The 19,850-nt window shown below is 39.8% G+C and carries 20 protein-coding genes; 7 read left to right on the top strand and 13 right to left on the bottom strand.

All coding sequences use genetic code 11. From position 1 onward, the window contains the following. Position 1: 1 nt before the first annotated feature. The 8 genes from atpA to atpD form a co-directional block, all read right to left on the bottom strand. On the bottom strand, positions 2 to 1,588 hold the full coding sequence (gene atpA, locus QZL88_RS17080; RefSeq protein ID WP_296943104.1) for a F0F1 ATP synthase subunit alpha: 1,587 nt from the start codon (positions 1,586 to 1,588) through the stop codon (positions 2 to 4). 77 nt (positions 1,589 to 1,665) lie between these two features. Further along, positions 1,666 to 2,220, bottom strand: coding sequence for a F0F1 ATP synthase subunit delta (locus tag QZL88_RS17075; protein ID WP_296943103.1), 555 nt, complete (start codon positions 2,218 to 2,220; stop codon positions 1,666 to 1,668). Between the two features lie 5 nt (positions 2,221 to 2,225). Continuing rightward, entirely contained in the window at positions 2,226 to 2,726 is a 501-nt protein-coding gene (atpF, locus tag QZL88_RS17070; protein ID WP_006799680.1) for a F0F1 ATP synthase subunit B, read from the bottom strand. Positions 2,727 to 2,825: 99 nt separating this feature from the next. Continuing rightward, positions 2,826 to 3,074 carry an ATP synthase F0 subunit C gene (atpE, locus tag QZL88_RS17065; RefSeq protein ID WP_006799681.1) on the bottom strand — a complete coding sequence of 83 codons (249 nt, stop codon included), beginning with the start codon at positions 3,072 to 3,074 and terminating at the stop codon, positions 2,826 to 2,828. A gap of 59 nt (positions 3,075 to 3,133) precedes the next feature. Next, positions 3,134 to 4,246, bottom strand: a complete 1,113-nt coding sequence (gene atpB / locus QZL88_RS17060; protein WP_296943100.1) for a F0F1 ATP synthase subunit A — start codon at positions 4,244 to 4,246, stop codon at positions 3,134 to 3,136. A 3-nt stretch (positions 4,247 to 4,249) separates the two neighbouring features. Next, positions 4,250 to 4,651, bottom strand: coding sequence for a hypothetical protein (locus tag QZL88_RS17055; protein WP_296943098.1), 402 nt, complete (start codon positions 4,649 to 4,651; stop codon positions 4,250 to 4,252). A 3-nt stretch (positions 4,652 to 4,654) separates the two neighbouring features. Then, a complete protein-coding gene (atpC, locus tag QZL88_RS17050; RefSeq protein ID WP_006799684.1) occupies positions 4,655 to 4,903 on the bottom strand; it encodes an ATP synthase F1 subunit epsilon in 249 nt (82 codons plus the stop codon). An 11-nt stretch (positions 4,904 to 4,914) separates the two neighbouring features. Then, positions 4,915 to 6,429 (bottom strand): F0F1 ATP synthase subunit beta, encoded by a 1,515-nt coding sequence (atpD, locus tag QZL88_RS17045; protein ID WP_296943094.1) that lies wholly within the window; start codon positions 6,427 to 6,429, stop codon positions 4,915 to 4,917. Between the two features lie 369 nt (positions 6,430 to 6,798). Between atpD and QZL88_RS17040 the strand changes: the two genes are divergently transcribed. From QZL88_RS17040 to QZL88_RS17020, 5 genes are all read left to right on the top strand, one after another. After that, positions 6,799 to 8,619, top strand: a complete 1,821-nt coding sequence (locus QZL88_RS17040) for a hypothetical protein (protein ID WP_296943092.1) — start codon at positions 6,799 to 6,801, stop codon at positions 8,617 to 8,619. Between the two features lie 105 nt (positions 8,620 to 8,724). Further along, the gene (locus QZL88_RS17035) at positions 8,725 to 9,918 is read left to right on the top strand and encodes a saccharopine dehydrogenase family protein (protein WP_296943090.1); all 1,194 of its coding nucleotides are present in this window, start codon (positions 8,725 to 8,727) and stop codon (positions 9,916 to 9,918) included. A gap of 339 nt (positions 9,919 to 10,257) precedes the next feature. Beyond that, positions 10,258 to 11,175, top strand: coding sequence for an aspartate carbamoyltransferase (pyrB, locus tag QZL88_RS17030; RefSeq protein ID WP_296943088.1), 918 nt, complete (start codon positions 10,258 to 10,260; stop codon positions 11,173 to 11,175). Positions 11,176 to 11,190: 15 nt separating this feature from the next. Then, complete coding sequence (gene pyrI / locus QZL88_RS17025; protein WP_296943085.1) at positions 11,191 to 11,652, top strand: aspartate carbamoyltransferase regulatory subunit; 462 nt, start codon at positions 11,191 to 11,193, stop codon at positions 11,650 to 11,652. Next, positions 11,649 to 12,227: a flavin reductase family protein gene (locus QZL88_RS17020; protein WP_296943083.1), complete on the top strand. Its 579-nt coding sequence runs from the start codon at positions 11,649 to 11,651 to the stop codon at positions 12,225 to 12,227. Before pyrI ends, QZL88_RS17020 begins: the two co-directional genes overlap by 4 nt. Positions 12,228 to 12,235: 8 nt before the next feature. Here QZL88_RS17020 and QZL88_RS17015 read toward each other — a convergent pair whose 3' ends face one another. The 5 genes from QZL88_RS17015 to QZL88_RS16995 form a co-directional block, all read right to left on the bottom strand. Then, the gene (locus QZL88_RS17015; protein WP_296943081.1) at positions 12,236 to 12,997 is read right to left on the bottom strand and encodes an MBL fold metallo-hydrolase; all 762 of its coding nucleotides are present in this window, start codon (positions 12,995 to 12,997) and stop codon (positions 12,236 to 12,238) included. 23 nt (positions 12,998 to 13,020) lie between these two features. Next, positions 13,021 to 13,953 carry an SPOR domain-containing protein gene (locus tag QZL88_RS17010; protein WP_296943079.1) on the bottom strand — a complete coding sequence of 311 codons (933 nt, stop codon included), beginning with the start codon at positions 13,951 to 13,953 and terminating at the stop codon, positions 13,021 to 13,023. Between the two features lie 305 nt (positions 13,954 to 14,258). Then, on the bottom strand, positions 14,259 to 14,783 hold the full coding sequence (locus tag QZL88_RS17005; RefSeq protein WP_006799694.1) for an SPOR domain-containing protein: 525 nt from the start codon (positions 14,781 to 14,783) through the stop codon (positions 14,259 to 14,261). Between the two features lie 99 nt (positions 14,784 to 14,882). Next, the gene (serS, locus tag QZL88_RS17000; RefSeq protein ID WP_296943076.1) at positions 14,883 to 16,154 is read right to left on the bottom strand and encodes a serine--tRNA ligase; all 1,272 of its coding nucleotides are present in this window, start codon (positions 16,152 to 16,154) and stop codon (positions 14,883 to 14,885) included. 554 nt (positions 16,155 to 16,708) lie between these two features. After that, positions 16,709 to 17,401, bottom strand: coding sequence for a helix-turn-helix domain-containing protein (locus tag QZL88_RS16995; protein WP_296943074.1), 693 nt, complete (start codon positions 17,399 to 17,401; stop codon positions 16,709 to 16,711). A gap of 212 nt (positions 17,402 to 17,613) precedes the next feature. Between QZL88_RS16995 and QZL88_RS16990 the strand changes: the two genes are divergently transcribed. Together QZL88_RS16990 and QZL88_RS16985 are read left to right on the top strand one after the other, a co-directional pair. Beyond that, on the top strand, positions 17,614 to 17,802 hold the full coding sequence (locus QZL88_RS16990) for a hypothetical protein (protein ID WP_296943072.1): 189 nt from the start codon (positions 17,614 to 17,616) through the stop codon (positions 17,800 to 17,802). Positions 17,803 to 18,117: 315 nt separating this feature from the next. Next, a complete protein-coding gene (locus tag QZL88_RS16985; protein WP_296943070.1) occupies positions 18,118 to 19,761 on the top strand; it encodes a hypothetical protein in 1,644 nt (547 codons plus the stop codon). Positions 19,762 to 19,850 lie beyond the last annotated feature (89 nt).

Here is a 19,850-nt window from a genome sequence, read left to right as displayed (position 1 = left end):
ATCATTTTCTATATTGAGCGGCTGTATCTTTGGCAACCTGCTTAATAATATTCTCTATATCTGCGTTGATAACACCTTTTTTCAGTTGGTCCAATACATCTGCCTGATGCTGCATTTCCAATGTTCTCAGAAATTCAGTTTCAAAGTCATGAACTTTATCCTCAGGTACATGTCTCAACAGCCCGTTTGTTCCACAATATAGTATTGCAATCTGGCGTTCTACTGGCATTGGTGCATATTGCGGCTGAACAAGCAACTGGGTATTCTTCTTACCTTTATCAATGGTCATTGCCGTTACAGCATCCAAGTCACCGCCAAATTGGGTAAATGCTTCCAGTTCGCGATATTGAGCCTGGTCGATTTTCAATGTTCCGGCCACTTTTTTCATCGCCTTCACCTGAGCCGAACCACCCACACGCGATACTGATATACCAACGTTAATAGCCGGACGCAAACCTGAGTTAAACAAGTCAACATCGAGGAAGATCTGGCCATCGGTAATAGAAATCACATTGGTAGGGATATATGCCGACACGTCACCCGCCTGAGTCTCGATAATAGGCAATGCAGTAAGCGAACCTCCCGCTTTTACTTTTCCTTTAAGGCTTTCGGGCAAGTCGTTCATTTGCTCGGCAACTTCCTGCTGGCTGATAATCTTAGCCGCACGCTCCAACAAACGTGAGTGCAAGTAGAATACGTCTCCCGGATAAGCTTCACGGCCCGGAGGACGGCGAAGGATCAGGGATACTTCACGATAAGCCACCGCTTGCTTCGACAAGTCATCATAAACCACCAGTGCGTGACGGCCTGTGTCGCGGAAGTATTCTCCGATAGCAGCTCCCGCAAATGCACCGAAATACTGCAAGGCTGCAGGTTCGGCTGCTGTAGCAGAAACAACAACGGTATATTTCATCGCGCCTTTTTCTCGAAGCGTTTCAACGATATTGGCTACTGTCGAAGCTTTCTGACCGATAGCTACATAGATACAATATACAGGGTCTCCGGCTTCATAATTCGATTTCTGATTGATAATCGTATCGATAGCGATTGCTGTTTTTCCGGTCTGGCGGTCACCGATGATAAGCTCACGCTGGCCTCTACCTATCGGAATCATAGCATCCACTGCTTTCAGACCTGTTTGCAACGGCTGCGCAACAGGCTGACGATAAATAACCCCCGGGGCTTTGCGCTCCAGTGGCATTTCGAGTAGTTCGCCCGTAATAGGACCTTTTCCATCCAACGGCTGACCAAGCGGGGTGATAACACGTCCGAGCATTCCATCCCCCACATTGATGGAGGCGATTCTCTTTGTACGTTTTACCGAAAAACCTTCTTTGATCTGATCGGACGGGCCAAGTAATACAGCACCCACATTGTCTTCCTCGAGGTTCATCACAACAGCCATAATGCCATTGTCGAACTCAAGAAGCTCGTTGGCTTCCGCATTCTTTAGTCCATATATGCGAACAACACCGTCCCCTACTTCAAGAACAGTACCCACCTCGTCGAATTGTACGCGGTTGCTAATGTTCTCAAGCTGCATTTTCAGCACTTCAGAGACTTCACTTGCTTTTATATTTTCAGACATAAATCAATTTAGTTATAAGTTATAAATTATGAATTATGAGTTTCATTCACTCATTTTCATATTGGCATACTGGCACATTAATTCATCTTACTGTTTTCGGCGACAAACTGTTGTTTAATCCGCTTCAGCTGAGTCTTCACACTGGCATCGAGCCGGTATGTATCGACATAAAGGACAAATCCTCCTTCAATATCAGGGTCTACACTTGTTTCAAAATCAAGAGTTCCGGGTTTGATTGTTTGCAGCAAACTCTTCATCTTCTCTATTACAGCAGTATCTACAGGCGTGGCTGTCACCAGCTTTCCCGTATTGATATGTTTCGACTCACAATACAAGTCTACATAACTCAATGCTATATTACGAAGATATACTTCCCTTTTATTTTTCACAACAAGATCGACAAACCGGACAAACACATCGCTGCCTTTTCCACCTATAGAGGCTTTAATCAGCGCGAGCTTATCATCAGCGTTCAACGTAGGATTATCCATTGCCATACGCAACCGGGGCTCGGCTGCAAATGCAGCTGCAAGCGCCTTCATCTCCGAAAAGATAATATCTTCGGATTTATTGTCGATAGCAAATTGCAACAACGCTTTAGCATATCGCTTAGAGATCATCCCTTCATTCATAACAGTTAAGATTTAGATACCATAGCCTCATCAACCAGGCGATCAATCATTGACATCTGAGCTTTAGGGTCTTTCAGAGATTCACGAAGAACTTTTTCGGCCACATCGACGGAAAGCTCGGCTACCTGACGACGAATGTCGCGGATAGCCTGCTCTTTTTCCGCTTGTATCTGTTTCCTTATTTCTTCGAGTTCTTTAGCCCCTGCCACTTTTGCTTGTTCACGCGCTTCGTTTACAATACGGTCGCGGGTGTCGGCAGCATCTTTCAAGATCTTCACCTGTTCTGCTTTGGCCGAGTTAAGAAGTTCATCACTTTTTTCTTTTATCTTGGCCAACTGCTCATTCGCTTTATGGGCTGCATCCAATGAGTCCTGTATATAGTTTTTGCGTTCATCCACCATTTTGGTAATCACAGGGAAACCAAATTTAGCAAGAATGAAGAAAACGATACCGAACGAAAGGAGCATCCAAAAGAGAAGCCCAGATTCAGGTAATAGTAAATTCATATTTTTATTAATTTAATGTTTAAAAATTTAATATTTAAAGACCGTGCCTTTATTTTCATTTGGTCTTAAATCTCTAAATCTTAAATCCTTAAATATTTATTAAAGGATAAATCCGCATACAACAACAGCAAATAAGGCAACCCCCTCTACTAACGCTGCCGCAATAATCATAGATGTACGGATATCTCCGGCTGCATCCGGCTGACGGGCAATACCTTCCATAGCAGAACTACCGATTTTGCCGATACCGATGCCTGCTCCGATTACAGCTAATCCTGCTCCAAGTGCAGCACCAAAACCTGTTAAGCTTGCAGCTTCTGCTGCTTGTAATAAAGTTGATAGTAACATAATGCTCTAATTTTAAATTATTTAATTGTTTATTTATTTTTGATTCAATGTTTTTCTAATCAATGTTTTTCTTCTGCATGATGATGTGGTTCCGCCTGTGCCAGACCAATAAATACCGCCGACAACATAGTAAATACATAAGCCTGAATGTAGGCCACCAATATTTCTACAAAACTGATAAAAATAGTCAGCAATACCGATACGACAGTCATAGAACCATTTACCACAGTTCCCAGATTCGCTGTAACAAATATCAGACATGTCAAACCTAATACAATGGAGTGTCCGGCAAGGATATTTGCAAAAAGACGAATCATCAATGCAAACGGCTTGGTAAAGACACCTACCAACTCGATAGCAGGCATAATCGGGATAGGGACTTTGAGCCATGTAGGCACATCGGGCCAGAATACTTCTTTCCAATATTCCTTTGTTCCGAAAAGATTTACCGTGAAGAATGTAAACAATGCCAGTATCAGTGTGATTGCAATATTACCTGTTACATTCGCTCCTCCCGGAAATATAGGGATCAACCCCATGATATTGTTGAAGAAGATGAAAAAGAATACGGTAAGCAGATAAGGTGAAAACTTTCTGTAATTCTTACCCACACAAGGTTTGATAATATCATCCTGAACGCTCATTATGAACATTTCCATGAAACCAACAAATCCTTTCGGAGCTTTCTTTTCCCCGCTTTTCTCCTGTTTTTTATACCAGTTGGCTACGCTCATCACTATAACAAGCAACAAGATAGAACTGATAATCAGGCTGGTTGCATTCTTTGTAAGTGATAAATCCCACGGACGTACTTCTTCTCCGGCGGCATTCTTTTCTACTATCTTGCCTTTATAGTTGCCATCGGGGGCAATATAAAAACCTTCGTATGCTTCGTGCCCATGATGGAACTTAGTCGACATAAATATATGCCACCCGCTTGTTTCACCCTTTACAATGATTGGTAAAGGTATAGTCAGATGGAAATCGCCAAAAGTAGCCATATGCCATTCATAGGAGTCGGCCAAGTGGTCGAGAATCAATTCTTTTACATTCAATTCGCCTTCCCCTTGCTCTACCTTAGCTTCATGTCCTTCCTCTGCGGCTACAGGCTGTATACCTGCAATAGCAAACAGAAAAGCCAAGGCTATAACATATTTCAAATAGTGTTTCATATACTATTGTTGTTTTTTCTTTATCCGTTTTTCTATCTTAGTGAACAAATAGGCTTCAAAAGCCAGAAACAAAAGATAGAAAATCATAAAAATAAGAACGAAACTCTTTATATTTTCCTTGACGATAATTGCATATGCCCCAACAAAAATGAGTGCTGCAAATATCTTTATCACCTTTGTCAGCATATATGTATTCAGCATCTGCCGCGAAGTTGCCTTCCGGCTTGCCGATTCTACATAGACGAGAATCAAAGATTCCAACAACAGGAGAAAGAGCAAAATGCCTTCGTACCAGTGCGGATAATACTGCGGAAACTGATAGTACAGCAAAGCACCGATCAAAGCCCCTGCAATAAGGCCGAATGCCAGTAACGAAGTAATTAATTTGGCTTTAAAAAAGTCCATTCTTTAAGCTACACAAATTGTCACAACTCCGTTGTTCACTTCTGCTATACCGCCATTCACTTCTACTGTTTTTTCCGATCCGCCGACCGTATAAATTATTACACCTTCTTTCAATGGTGAAATCAACGGTGCATGGTCGGGATAAACTCCGAAGCTACCCGAAATACCGGGTATGACCACCGAAGCTACAGCACCCGAAAACAGTTTCTTTTCGGCTGATATAATATTAAGTTGGAGTTCTGTTTTTTTCATATCCTAAAATTTTATTCAGCAGCCTGAGCCAGTATTTTCTTACCCTTTTCTATAGCATCTTCGATTGTTCCTACATTCAAAAATGCCTGTTCAGGTAAGTAATCCACTTCTCCGTCCAATATTCGCTGAAAGCCTTTGATAGTATCCTGAATATCGACGATCACACCCGGTACCCCGGTAAATTGCTCTGCCACATTGAACGGCTGAGACAAGAAGCGTTGAATACGTCTTGCGCGGTTTACAGTTTGCCTGTCCTCATCGGAAAGCTCTTCCATACCCAGAATGGCAATAATATCCTGTAATTCCTTATTGCGTTGAAGTATTTCTTTCACCCGTTGGGCTGTATCGTAATGCTCCTGTCCTACAACGATAGGGTCAAGGCTCCGGGAAGTTGAACCCAGCGGGTCCACAGCCGGATAAATACCCATTTCGGTAATCTTACGATCGAGAACCGTTGTAGCATCCAAGTGGGAAAATGTTGTCGCAGGCGCAGGGTCGGTCAAGTCATCGGCAGGTACATATACAGCCTGTACCGAGGTAATAGACCCATTCTTAGTAGAAGTAATACGTTCCTGCATCGCCCCCATTTCCGTTGCCAATGTTGGCTGATAACCTACTGCCGAAGGCATACGTCCCAAAAGGGCCGAAACTTCCGAACCAGCTTGTGTAAAACGGAATATATTATCAATAAATAAAAGGATATCTTTTGGCCCGTCTGATTTTGCATCGCGGAAGGATTCTGCTATGGTCAGTCCCGAAAGGGCTACGTCGGCACGTGCTCCGGGAGGTTCGTTCATCTGTCCGAACACAAGTGATATCTGAGATTTTTCAAGTTCTTTAGGATCTACTTTCGACAAATCCCAATGGCCCTCTTCCATGCTTTTTTCAAACTCTTCTCCGTAACGTACAACTTTCGACTCTATCATTTCACGCAACAGGTCATTTCCTTCACGGGTACGTTCCCCTACCCCTGCAAATACGGAATAACCGTTGTGTTTTTTTGCAATATTATTAATAAGTTCCATGATCAGTACGGTCTTGCCCACCCCGGCTCCACCGAACAAACCTACTTTACCTCCTTTTGCATACGGCGCCAGTAAGTCTACTACTTTGATCCCGGTGAAAAGAACTTCGCGTGTAGTCTGTAGTTCTTCAAATTTCGGAGGTTCCCGATGGATAGGATTCCCATTCGCCTTATCCAAAATACTCATACCATCAATGGCATCACCTACAACATTCATCAGACGGCCTTTTACCTGATCTCCGGCAGGCATTCTGATAGGTGAACCTAAAGGTATCACATCCAGTCCCCGGCTCAAACCGTCGGTACTATCCATAGCTACGGCACGTACAGTGTCTTCGCCTATGTGTTGTTTAACTTCGAGAATCAAAGAACGACCATCAGGCCTTTTAATTTCAAGGGCATCGTTAATATTCGGCAAGTTCAATGCAGGGTTGGCTGTGTCGAAAAACACGTCCACCACTGGTCCGATTATTTGAGATACATGCCCAACAATTTGTGACATAAGCTTTCTATTTATTATTTATTTTTTATTATTTCCGTCTGCTTAAAATATGCACTATGCAAGCCTCGAAGAATTGCCTCAGCAACTCCCTACCACTTTTTATAAAAGTTCTAAAATTAATAAAACTTTTGAAGAATCAGTAAATATTGAAGATCTTTCTGTATAATTTGTGGCACCAGACTCCTCTATAAATGTCGAAGACAAATATAGATATATTAATTTTTAATAGTAATTTTGCCAACAAAAAAAATAAGTACACTTATCACTTTTAAACTTTAGTTAACTACAATGTTTTAAATAGTTAAAAATACCCTATCTGCAATTTTGAGTTTAGAGATATTTTACATGAGTGATTAATAAGATGATATAATGCTTGCAGTCTTACTATCGTGGATTATAATATTCTATATTTTATTTTCAGCAGGAGATATACTAATCTTCCTGTATAATAAGATATGCCGGACTGATGAACGTTATGGCTTTCCGGACGTTTTCATTCTGGGTATTTGCTTTGTTTCTGCTGTATTATCCTTCACTTCGATCTGGTTACCGTCCAATCATTATATACTGTTCGTTTATGGCATTAACACCATTATATACTGGCTGATTCAACGTAATAGGCTCAAATCATACGTTATTACCTTTACGAACATGGTAGAGAGCCTTAAACCCGGACACAAAATACTATTCGTCATAGTCTTTGTAGCTATCCTGATATACATACTTTTCCCATCAGGCTTCTTCGACTTCATTCTTTATCATCAACAAAATATAAGGTGGAATGAAGAATACAGTGTTGTTCCCGGCCTGGGAAATCTGGAAGACAGATTCGGATTCAATTCGAATTATTTGCTATTATCTGCCATTTTCTCCTTTCGTTTCATTTTTGGAGAAGCTGTCTATACGGTGCAGTCCTTATTATATGCGCTCATGCTATGTTGGATACTGTTTAACATATCCGTATCGAAAGGTAATCTGAAATACCTCATATTATTAATATTATTCCTTTCTATAGTTCCAATAGATGGATATATGTTATCAGATACCAGTACCGACATTATCCCGTTTCTCTGCATATTCTATTATATAGCGAAAACGTCTATGAATCCCGGATGGTTAAACGAAAAGCCTTTGCTTGCCTTTATACTGCCAATTACACTTATCACATATAAATTATCGTCAGCTATATTTTGTCTGGTATGCCTTATCATACTTTTGGGATTGATCAAGCAGCATAAAAACCGTACAATAACATTTCTTCTTACAGCCTCTTTCCTGATAATATCATTCTGGTGTATAAGGAATGTAATAATAACAGGGTATCTCGTTTTTCCGGTATATCAGATCGATTTATTCAATTTTGACTGGAAGATGCCCCAAACCGCACTTGTTCTACAGAAGATCCATATATATGAGTGGGCAAAATATGTCTTTGATATAGAGACAATAGGGATGGTATTTGATGTAGGACTGAGAGGCAATATCGTTATCTTTGGCGGCCTCTGCATAAACCTCCTCTTATTTGCAATCGTGCTCATCTCTCCTGCTTTCATACTATACTGCTTATTTCATAAGAAGAGTATCAACAAGAACTTGTACTTTATATATGGAATATCTGTTTCATGTATCATTTTCGGGTTAATATCAGCTCCCGATTTCAGATTTATGAATGGGTATATATTCGGTTGCGCATTCCTTTTAATATGTATATTCTTATCTGTGATACAAAAGCCAAATGTATTATTTACGAATGCAGCCAGGATTATTACACCACTTATGGTACTGGGATTATTCTTTTTTTGTGTATGGATAAAGCAACAGAATTTAATTTCTGCTTACAAAGCAGATAGATTGAAAGGCCTCATGCTTCTTCCTGCTAATCTTAAAGAAGATACATTTGATGAGTACAAAATGGGAAGCACGACTATCTACCTTACAAAAAATCCGTATGCCGCTACTTATGATAAGCTACCCTCTACAAATCCGCAAGGTTTACCGTTTTACCCTTATACAGGAAATAAGATGCAGAGTATAGAAACTATAGAACTCAGGGGCAAAACTTTACAGGATGGATTCAGGACAAAGAAAGAGTATATAGATACACTGAATGAAAATGCCGGAAAATATATAGAGCAATACCTTATCGAGCATCGAAAGAAGTATCCGGAAGGATATCTCGATAATAAATAAACCTGTTTTTAAATCTGAAAACAGATACTTTCTATTTATCATTTTTAATCGTATTTTTGTAAAGCGAATTTATTCATTATAAAATAATCGTCTTAAAATAAAGAAATGGGAAAAGTTTTAATTATCGGAGCCGGAGGTGTTGGCACAGTTGTGGCACACAAAGTTGCCCAGAATATGGATGTCTTCACCGAAATAATGCTGGCCAGCCGTACAAAATCGAAATGTGATGCTATTGCTGAAGCCATAGGTGGGAATAAAATAAAGACAGCACAGGTTGATGCCGACAATGTCGAAGATTTGAAGAGGCTATTTAATTCTTTCAAGCCGGAACTGGTTATCAATGTCGCATTGCCTTATCAGGATCTTACAATTATGGATGCCTGTCTTGCATGCGGAGTGAATTATCTGGACACAGCTAATTATGAGCCGAAAGAAGAAGCTAAATATGAATACAGCTGGCAATGGGCTTATCAGGAAAGATTTAAAGAAGCCGGACTAACAGCAATACTTGGTTGCGGGTTCGACCCCGGAGTAACCAGTGTATTCACAGCGTACGCTGCCAAACACCATTTCGACGAGATACATTACCTCGACATCGTAGATTGTAACGCAGGTGATCATGGAAAAGCTTTTGCAACGAACTTCAATCCGGAAATTAATATACGTGAAGTTACCCAGAAAGGTAAATACTGGGAAGACGGCGAATGGGTGGAGACAGAGCCTCATGCCATACATAAACCATTGGATTACCCAAATATCGGACCAAAGGAATCATACGTGATCTATCACGAAGAATTGGAGTCACTCGTAAAAAACTTCCCAACTCTGAAACGTGCCCGTTTCTGGATGACATTCGGACAAGAGTATCTCACACATTTACGCGTTATACAGAACATAGGGATGGCACGTATCGATCCTATTATTTATAACGGGGTGGAAATCGTCCCTATTCAGTTTCTGAAAGCCGTATTGCCTGACCCGGGAGAACTTGGAGAAAATTACACGGGCGAAACATCTATCGGATGCCGTATCAAAGGTATTAAAGATGGAAAAGAACGTACATATTATGTCTATAACAATTGCTCCCACGAAGCAGCCTACAAAGAGACTGGCGCACAAGGGGTGAGTTATACGACAGGTGTGCCGGCAACCATAGGAGCCATCATGTTTATGAAAGGCCTTTGGCATAAACCGGGAGTATACAATGTAGAAGAATTTAATCCAGATCCGTTTATGGAACAGTTGAATAAACAAGGGTTGCCTTGGCACGAATTGTTCGATATAGATCTTGAAATGTAATCAGATATAATCAGAAGCCTCTATTTTGAGGCTTCTTTTTTTTCTATAGAACAAACCAATTATCTCAAAAAAAGTATCTATCTTTGAACAATAATATAATAAAGATTGTCATGAGAAAATATATGCGAAATCATCATTTTATACCCGAAGACAATCTATTTATTTGTAATAACGATTTTAATATATAGATAATTTATCCTCGAAAAAGTTCTCTTTTTCGAGGATTTTTTTGATATAAATAAAGTTCTTAATGATATATTATCTCGATAGAATTAGTTATCGCAGTTAAATTTAATAAAGTAATAAATAGGTCTGCAACCTTAAAACCGGATTAAATATATGTGCAACAAAAGCCTGGTATCCATTACTGATTATTCTAAAGAAGATATTCTGAGAATAATCAACCTGACTAAAAAGTTCGATGAAAATCCTAACCGAAGATTACTGGAAGGAAAAGTCTGCGCCACCCTCTTCTTCGAACCCTCTACGCGTACACGTCTTAGCTTTGAGACTGCAGTAAACAGACTGGGAGGACGCATCATTGGTTTTTCCGATGCAGCAACTACCAGTTCTTCGAAAGGGGAAACACTCAAAGATACGATTGCCATGGTAAATAATTATGCCGATATCATTATTATGCGCCATCATCTGGAAGGGGCTGCACGCTACGCATCGGAAGTATCTTCTATACCGATCATTAATGCAGGAGACGGAGCCAACCAGCATCCAACACAAACAATGCTCGATCTCTACTCTATATTTAAAACACAGGGAACTCTGGAGAATCTCGAACTAACAGTGGTCGGAGATTTGAAATACGGACGTACCGTGCACTCTCTTATAATCGGGATGTCCCACTTCAATCCTACATTCAACTTTGTAGCCCCTGAAGAATTAAGACTACCTGAGACATACAAAAATTTCTGCGATACGCATGGTATCAGATATAAAGAATACACAGACTTCTCTCCCGAAGTAATAAACAATGCAGACATACTCTACATGACCCGTGTACAACGCGAACGCTTCACAGACCTGATGGAGTATGAAAAAGTGAAGAATGTATATATCCTCAAAAAAGATATGATAGCAGATACTAAAGAGAACCTGAGAATATTACATCCTCTTCCTCGTGTCAATGAAATACAACAGGATGTGGACGACAGCCCTAAGGCTTATTATTTTGAGCAGGCTAAGAACGGAGTATTCACCCGCGAAGCCGTTATATGTGATGCGTTGAATATTAATGTAGAATAATTGCATTTAAAAGACATGAAAGAACAAAGGAAAGAATTACAAGTAGCTGCTCTCTGCAATGGTACGGCAATAGATCATATACCTTCAAATGTAGTTTTCAAAGTAGTCTCACTACTTGAACTAGAAAAGCTAAGCAATCCTATCACCATAGGTAATAATCTGGAAAGCAAAAAGATGAATACCAAAGGTATCATCAAGATTTCCGACAAATTCTTTGAAGAAGAAGTTATTAACAAGATAGCCTTAATAGCTCCTAATGTTGTATTAAACATCATCAAAGACTATACTGTAGTGGAGAAGAAAAGAGTTATCCTTCCTCAAAAAATAAAGGGCATAATGAAGTGTAACAACCCCAAATGTATTACCAACAATGAACCCATGGCTACAAAATTTGATGTTATCGACAGAGAGAATATTGAGTTGCAATGCCATTATTGCAGTGTAAAAATAAAGAAAGACGAGATTATCCTGAAATGAAACAAGACTGGAAACCGGGAACACTTATATATCCCTTGCCTGCCGCCATGATTAGTTGCGGAAGCCATCCGGATGAGTATAATATCATTACCCTCAGTTGGCTGGGAACTATATGCACCAATCCGCCAATGTGCTATATATCAGTTCGCCCCGAACGTCATTCCTACAATATCATCAAACGTGATATGGAGTTTGTGATAAACATCACCACCGAAGAACTGGCTTATGCAACCGATTGGTGCGGTGTGAAATCAGGGAAAGACTTCAATAAGTTTGAAGAAATGAAACTGACTGTAGGAAAAGCTTCTGTAGTACAGGCCCCAATCATTGAAGAATCACCGTTAAATATAGAGTGCCGGGTAAAGGAAATACTCAGTCTCGGTTCACACGATATGTTTATTGCCGACGTAGTAAACGTGAAAGCAGACGAGAAATACATCGACAGCTCAACAGGCAAATTCAGTCTCGAAGACGCAAATCCCATAGCTTATTCGCACGGCCAGTATTACGAACTGGGCAATAAAATCGGAGGATTCGGCTGGACCGTCAGAAAGAAGAAAGACGAGGAATTATAAATATCGTATCACGATATAGATACCTCCAGCCCATCATAGGACAAGAACACATTCTCAGGCAGAGTCTGCTGCACTATATCATGCAAACCGATACCATGCGACATATGGATAAGGTAAGCCTTCTTAGGTGCTATCTTCTCTACTTCCTCCAATGCTTGCGACAGACTCAGATGTGATATATGTTCTCCCAGGCGCAAAGCATTTATGACCAATACCTCCAAGCCCTCCAATTTGGAATACTCTTCTTCCGGAATAGACTTTACATCTGTCAGATATGCAAATTTACCGATACGATAACCCAGAATAGGAAGTTTATAATGCATTACGCCTATGGGCTGCACTTCCACATTCTTAATAGTGAAAGATCTATCCTTATCTACTTCATGTAATAATAATGCGGGAACCCCCGGATACTTATGTTCCAGAAAAAAATAAGGAGTGCGCTTCCTTAGCGCATCTAACGTAATATCATTGGCGTAAATATCAACATCCGCAAATTTGCAAAACGGCCGCAAATCATCCAATCCTCCAACATGGTCGTAGTGCTCATGCGTAAGTAATACGCCATCGATAGGAGCAAATTCTTCATACATAATTTGCTCTCTGAAATCGGGGCCGCAATCAATCAACAATCTTGTGCCATCTATACTCACCAAGACAGACGCTCGTAAGCGTCTGTCTTTTATATTATCGGAGGTACACACCTCGCATCGACATCCTATTTCAGGTACTCCTGTAGACGTCCCTGTCCCCAAGAATTTAATCCTCATTCTTTCAATTTATTCTAATTCACTTATTTAAGTATCAAAATCCACAAATCGTCGAGAGGTATTCCAAAACGGCTTATGCGCCTTGTCTTTGAAACTCCTTCTGTATATTTTTTTGTTACTTCTTCTAGTTTTTGGATAGCATCTGCCTCTGAATCATAACTACCTAGCAAGGCATAATATATTCCCTGATTACTCTTCACTACAATGGAGCGTTCTCCTAATCCATTAAATGTCCGCTTTATGAATTCTGCATTGTTAAGGCTCTTGAAAGTCCCCAGCACAATAGCATATTTCTTCATATATCCATTATCTGCCTGATCTACCAATTTCACATCCACAGAACGAAACAATTTCCAGTCGGAATCATTGAACGAACGAAATGACGTCGATGGTTTTGAAGCTGGTGCTGCTGTTTCTGTTTTCGGAGCAACTGTAGTAGCTTTTGGTGCAGTTCTTACCGGAGTTGTTGTACCCGATGGCACCATAGTTGTACGCTCTGTCTCTGTTGTTTTTTTTGTAGAAGTAGGAGTTACAGCCGCAATTATACGGGTCTTCTTCACCATCGGGAAGCTCTGAATTTTCGGCTCAGGAGTACTTTTCCCGACCTCAGGAATCCTGTCCAAACCTTCAACACAGCCAAACAGAGCCTGAGAAGCAGAAGAATAAGGATCTAATTCCAATGTAACAACCGGATGCAATAACGATTTTCCGCCCTGCATGATATCTGTTACACCTGTTAGATTTTTCATCACAGAATCTAACTCTGCCACTGTTATTTTTTCGATTATAATATCCGAGTCTGCAACCCGGCTGGTTTGCACCGGCATTTCTCCATGTGCTTTATTCACCGAATGATAAAAACTTTTATATTTTTTATCCTGATTTTTCTGAGATTTACATGGTAAAGCAAGAAAGATAAAAGCTAAAAGTAAAGTTGTGTGTACCGATATTTTCATAAAATCTATGTGTTTTGCGAATGAAATAGTAAACCTTTATTGCTGTTTGATATACAAAGATAGAAAAAAACAAAAGGAAACAATATTCTTATACAAAGAAAGTTACAAAACTCGACCACTTTTAACGTGGTAAGATTAACCGCTTCTTTAAACTTTTGATTATTTATAATTACATAACAAATTAAGGAGTTCTGAAAGGGTTTCTCTTAACCCTTCACATATAGATAATTTTTTTTGAATAAGATAACAAAAAAACAGGGAAAACATTAATTGCTCCCCCTGCCTTATACTATTTATCTGTTGAATTAGTATTCTCTCTGAAGTATCCACCAGTCATTGAATGGGATACCATATTTAGCTTTCAATGTAGAAGGCTCACCCAATTCTGCATATTTTGCTAAAATTTCGTTTTTCTTTGCTACAGCTTGTTCTTTAGAATCGTAGCTTGCGATAATCACACGGTACATACCTTGTTCGTTACGAGCCAGAATAATATTGTAACCATCGTTTCCGAATCTTTCTTTCAATGATTCTGCTCCGGGTTTCATAGCCATAGCAGCAACTACAACACTATATGCTTTCAATCCTGCTGCATCACTTTCATATACCGGAGTAACTTTTTCTTTTCTTACCGATTCATTTGTACTTGCAGTATATGTTGGCGTGGTTTCTGCCGGTTTAGAAACAGCAGCCGATGTTGTATTATCTTCCACGTCCCTTTCTTTAGCTGCCTCATACACCGATTTATAGGCACTTTGCTTTGGCTTACATGAACCAAAACCTATAACAAAGGCAATAGCCAATCCGATTCCAATTAATTTTTTATTCATAACTTTTTATAATTATCTTAGTTTTAACAATTAGCACAAAAATAATACATTAACTATTTAAAATAACAGTTTCTTGACTCAAATAGTTCCTTTTTCACTTTAATTAATAAATTCAAAACCGGTATACGGTACCAATGCGTCCGGTATACGAATACCTTCGGGCGTTTGATTATTTTCCAATAAAGCGGCAACTATACGCGGCAAGGCTAAAGCACTTCCGTTCAGGGTATGCACCAACTGTATTTTTTTATCGGCGTCACGGTAACGGCATTTCAAACGGTTGGCCTGATAGCTTTCGAAGTTAGATACAGAACTTACTTCCAGCCATCGTTGTTGTGCCGCAGAGAATACTTCGAAGTCGAATGTAAGAGCTGAAGTGAAACTCATATCTCCGCCACACAGACGAAGAATACGCCAAGGCAAACCCAACTCTTCTACCAGTGACTGAACATGAGCCACCATTTCTTTCAGCGATTGATAGGAATGCTCCGGTTTATCGATACGTACAATCTCTACCTTATCGAACTGATGTAAACGGTTCAGTCCTCTTACGTCTTTTCCATATGAACCTGCTTCGCGACGAAAACAAGCAGAGTATGCAGTATTCATTACAGGAAAGTCCCTCTCTTCCAAAATTACATCACGATAAATATTAGTTACCGGAACTTCTGCCGTCGGTATCAAATATAAATCATCTATAGTAGCGTGATACATCTGACCTTCTTTGTCCGGTAGATTACCTGTACCGTAACCCGAAGTTGCATTCACGACATAAGGCGGTTGCACTTCGAGATATCCGGCTTCGCGAGCCTTATCCAGGAAATAATTAATCAATGCACGTTGCAGGCGGGCACCCTTTCCTTTATAAACAGGAAAACCTGCACCCGATATCTTTACACCAAGTTCAAAATCTATCAAATCATACTTCTTCGCCAGATCCCAGTGAGGCAGCGCATCTTCCCCCAATTCGGGAATAGCACCTCCGGTACGTTCCACTACATTATCTTCAGGTGTGCGGCCTTCGGGCACCTCATCGGCGGGAAGATTGGGGATAAGTACCAATAAATCCTGCAAATCCTGTTCGGCCTGACGCAAAGCATCTTCAAGTATTTTATTTTCGCCTTTCAATTCCGACACCCTGTTTTTTGCGGCTTCGGCTTCAGCTTTTTTCCCTTCCTTCATCAGTTGCCCGATATGTTTGGATAAGCTATTGGATTCGGCGAGGCTTGCATCAAGTGTTGTTTGCGTCTTTTTTCTGGTCTGGTCTATATCCAGCACTTTTCCTATTATTTCTTTTCCGTCGAAATGTTTCTTAGCCAGTTTTTTAATAACCAGCTCCGGATTCTCACTAATGGTTTTCAGCGTCAACATTCTATCTGTTTTTTTAGGTCACAGACCTATTTTATTATTTCTGTATGTTTAATAACAATATTCCAGTTACAAAGTTAAAAATATTTTAAATCCCGCCCATTGTTTCAGATTCTTTTTACAGGGAGCATTCTATATTAACAGCCCTTAATCCCGAAAGAAAAGACCATAGATAGCAAAAAGTAACAAAAGTAACACTGAAAACAATGAATAATTAAGGTAACACATTCAGCATTCTTGTAGGGGCGAAATATCTTTCACCCGCAATGACCAACGAGGGTGTGTCAAAAGTTATTTTCACTATCTATTTACATACGCTACGCTCCTGTGACCGTTGGTTGTCATGTTGAACGGAGTGAAACATCTCTTGTCTGAAGGGTCGAGATTCTTCATTGCATTCAGATACAACGTTCGGCAGAGCAAAGCGGAGCCAATGACAAAGAGGGAAACAATTTGACAGGCAACTTTGGCTTTTGCCCCCTACAGTTTACCAAAAAAGTAACAAAGGTAACAGTTTGCATCTCGTATAATTTTTCGTTTTTCTCTTATAAACTTCCTCAATCCGTCCTCGACGTATATCCCGGAGGCAAAAACGGATAGGGATTCTTCGGCTTGGGTTTCTCTACCGGGACGGCAGGTGGTTGAGCGACAGGAGTCTGTTCCACAACTTGCCCATTTCCAATTTTTCGTTCTTCACTTTTCACTTTTAGTTCTTCTTCCAGTTTCCTATCTACAGCAGTAACTACCTCCGGATTGAGTGAGCCGCCCGGACGGAAACCGTTCTCTTGCAAGACCATCAGCTCACGTTTGGTTTCCTCGTCCTGCACTTCGATGATCAGCGGACGGCGCTCCGATGCCAGTAAGCGGTCTCTATCCTTTTTCCTTTCTTCGCGGTCAAGCACATACTTTATGGCACGGATACTCGGTGGGCAGAATTTCTTTTCCACTATGCGGCATTTCTCCACATCGTTTACCGGATCGTTTTTGTCGGGGACATAAGTGATCTTCTCCTTTTTCTGCACATAACCTTCGAGCAGTTGTTTTAGCCCTATCCGAGCCGAGGCTATCATTACATCTTCGCGGTGGTCGATGGCTTCTTCTACCGCTTCTTTAAAATCAGGTTTAATCTTTTTCCATTCATAAAATGTTTTACGGCTGATTTTAAATGTTTTGCAGATTTCAGAAATGCTGTACAAGTCCTGTTCTATCATCCGGATAATTTCTGTGGCTATTTTTTCTTTATACTTCATAAGGCTTAAATATTAATGTTTAATAATTAGTTTCTTATATAGATAAAGTTTTTTTGATAAATTTGAAGTTCGCGCGAATATCCCGTCTGTGTCTTGCGCAGTAAAAAATTTGCTCTATGAGTAAGACACGGACAAGATGTCCGCACCAGCAGGAGGCAAAGACACTATGATTTTTCGTATCTTTGTACAGATTATTAAAGGTTTATTATTCTATGGAAAATGCTGATGAAATACTAAAAGAGCCTTGTTATAAAGGAGATACTCATGATTTACTCTATGATTTTGTTGACCATGTTATTACGTGTACAAAATGCAATAAAACATGGTTGAGTAAAGAATATTATCCTGAAAATCAAATCCCAGACGATAATTCATCTAATAAATCTTCTTCCGAAGGGTGAAAATTTCACCTGCTCGCACAGACATCCCGTGTCCGGGTATTGCATAGCAACATCTTTACTATTTTTTGCCCTATACGGCCAACAATACATCAATAAATATTTTATATATTTGCCTATTATGAAATAATAAAATTATAATATACTTCCGTTTTTATTTTTCGAAGTAACAAATAGGTTCACGGCCTTAACGATTCCGGCTAAATAATGATTGCAATACTCGTATCCTGGCTTATTATTTTATTCGTCCTGTTTTCCACAGGGGATTTTTTCACATACTTATATCAAGCTTTATGTCGAAGTAAATCAAATTATTCTTTGACAGACCGCTTCCTTATCGGATTGTGCGCCATTCTGATTCCCTTATCATTATCATCGCTATTTGTCCCGTCTAATCAATTTGTATTATTTACATTTTTAGGTTTATTGATTATATATTGGATTTTCAGGAAAGAGCACTTACAAAAAACGGTTAATGGCATTCTAAAAAAGATACAGGGACTTTCTATTATCCGGTTATTAATTATAGCCCTGGCTTTGTTTTCGTTCTGCATCCTGTGCCTCTATTCGTCCTTCCTCAGTTTCGACCCCAATTATTACCATTACCAAAATATCCGGTGGAATGAAGATTTTGCTGTTATTCCCGGATTGGGGAATTTCGAAGACAGATTGGGATTCAACTCCAATTACCTGCTGCTTAGCTCCATATTTACATTACGTTTCCTGTTTGGGCAACCTGTTTATGGTTTGCAGAGCGCATTAGCTATATTGCTGGCCATATGGATATTATATGAAACAATAAGTAGCAGATTCGAAATTAAGCGCCTGATTCTGCTCGTTTTATACTTTCTCTTATTTTATTTTTCGAAAGAAGGCATTGCAGATACTTCTACCGATACAATTCCTAATCTGGCCGTCTTCTATCTTATATCGAGCCTGATATTATATCCGGACAATCTGAGAAAAAAGCCGCTGTTGTATATATTCGTCATCATCAGTCTGGTAACGTATAAACTACTCTTCGCTCCGCTCTGCCTGATTAGCTTGTATGTAATATATCAACTGGTCAAAGAAAAGAAATATAAAGAAATGCTGTTTCCGTGTCTCAGTGCTATGGCTGTCATCATACTTTGGCTCATACGGAATGTAATCATTACAGGCTATCTGGTGTATCCGTTAGGAGAAATAGATTTGTTTTCCTTCGACTGGAAAGTGCCGCAATATGTCCTTATCAAACAACGTGAATACATCAGTGAAATCGGCAACGGAGGTTTCGGCTATGCTATACCCCATTATCTGGAAAACCTGACGTTCTCTACTTTTTTCCTGTCATGGACAACTTATTTCTTCCTGTCGGTTATCGCTGTCTTTATTACAGGCTTTTGGTATATCCGAAAGAAAGGGAACACCCCGGCATATATGTATTTCATATTCGTTGTATTAAGTATAAATATGATATATTGGCTTTTGACTGCTCGCGATTTCAGGTTTTGCGCGGGAGTAATATTCGCCATGCTGTTTTTTGCCATTTCCTTGATACTGAAAGACAATAAAAGAGTGGGAGCAAAAACGGGAAACATTATTATTGCAGGTTTTACCATACTCATTTTCATATCTTTTGCCAAAGCCGGCAGTCAGTATTACCACGCTTTAAAAGAAAGAAATATAAAGGATTATGTTTTGGTAATGCTTTATCGCCCTTATCCGGCAGAATATAAAATGGAGGATTCGGCCCTGTTTGAAAAGACATCGCATAACCTGACCTTCGAAATAATCCCCCATAAAATCAGCGATAGTATCACTATCTATATAACCACTCAAAGGACGGGTTCATGCTTTGGCATATTCCCGTGTACAGGAGATGCGGCTATTGCCGAAGAATGGAAAATGCAGGATATAAACACAGTGGAAGCCAGAGGGAACAGCCTGCAGGATGGATTCCGAGTGAAACAAATGAAATAATATTTGCAGTTATTTATTCCTCGCTCATCGGGAAATAGTATTTGTTTGTCGATTTATCATTGCCTGTTAACTTCAACAAATGTACTTTT

This window comes from uncultured Dysgonomonas sp. (assembly GCF_900079725.1).
GTDB lineage: Bacteria > Bacteroidota > Bacteroidia > Bacteroidales > Dysgonomonadaceae > Dysgonomonas.
The sequence above is the reverse complement of the archived record's forward strand: the minus strand, read 5'-3'. Positions and strand labels throughout refer to the sequence as shown.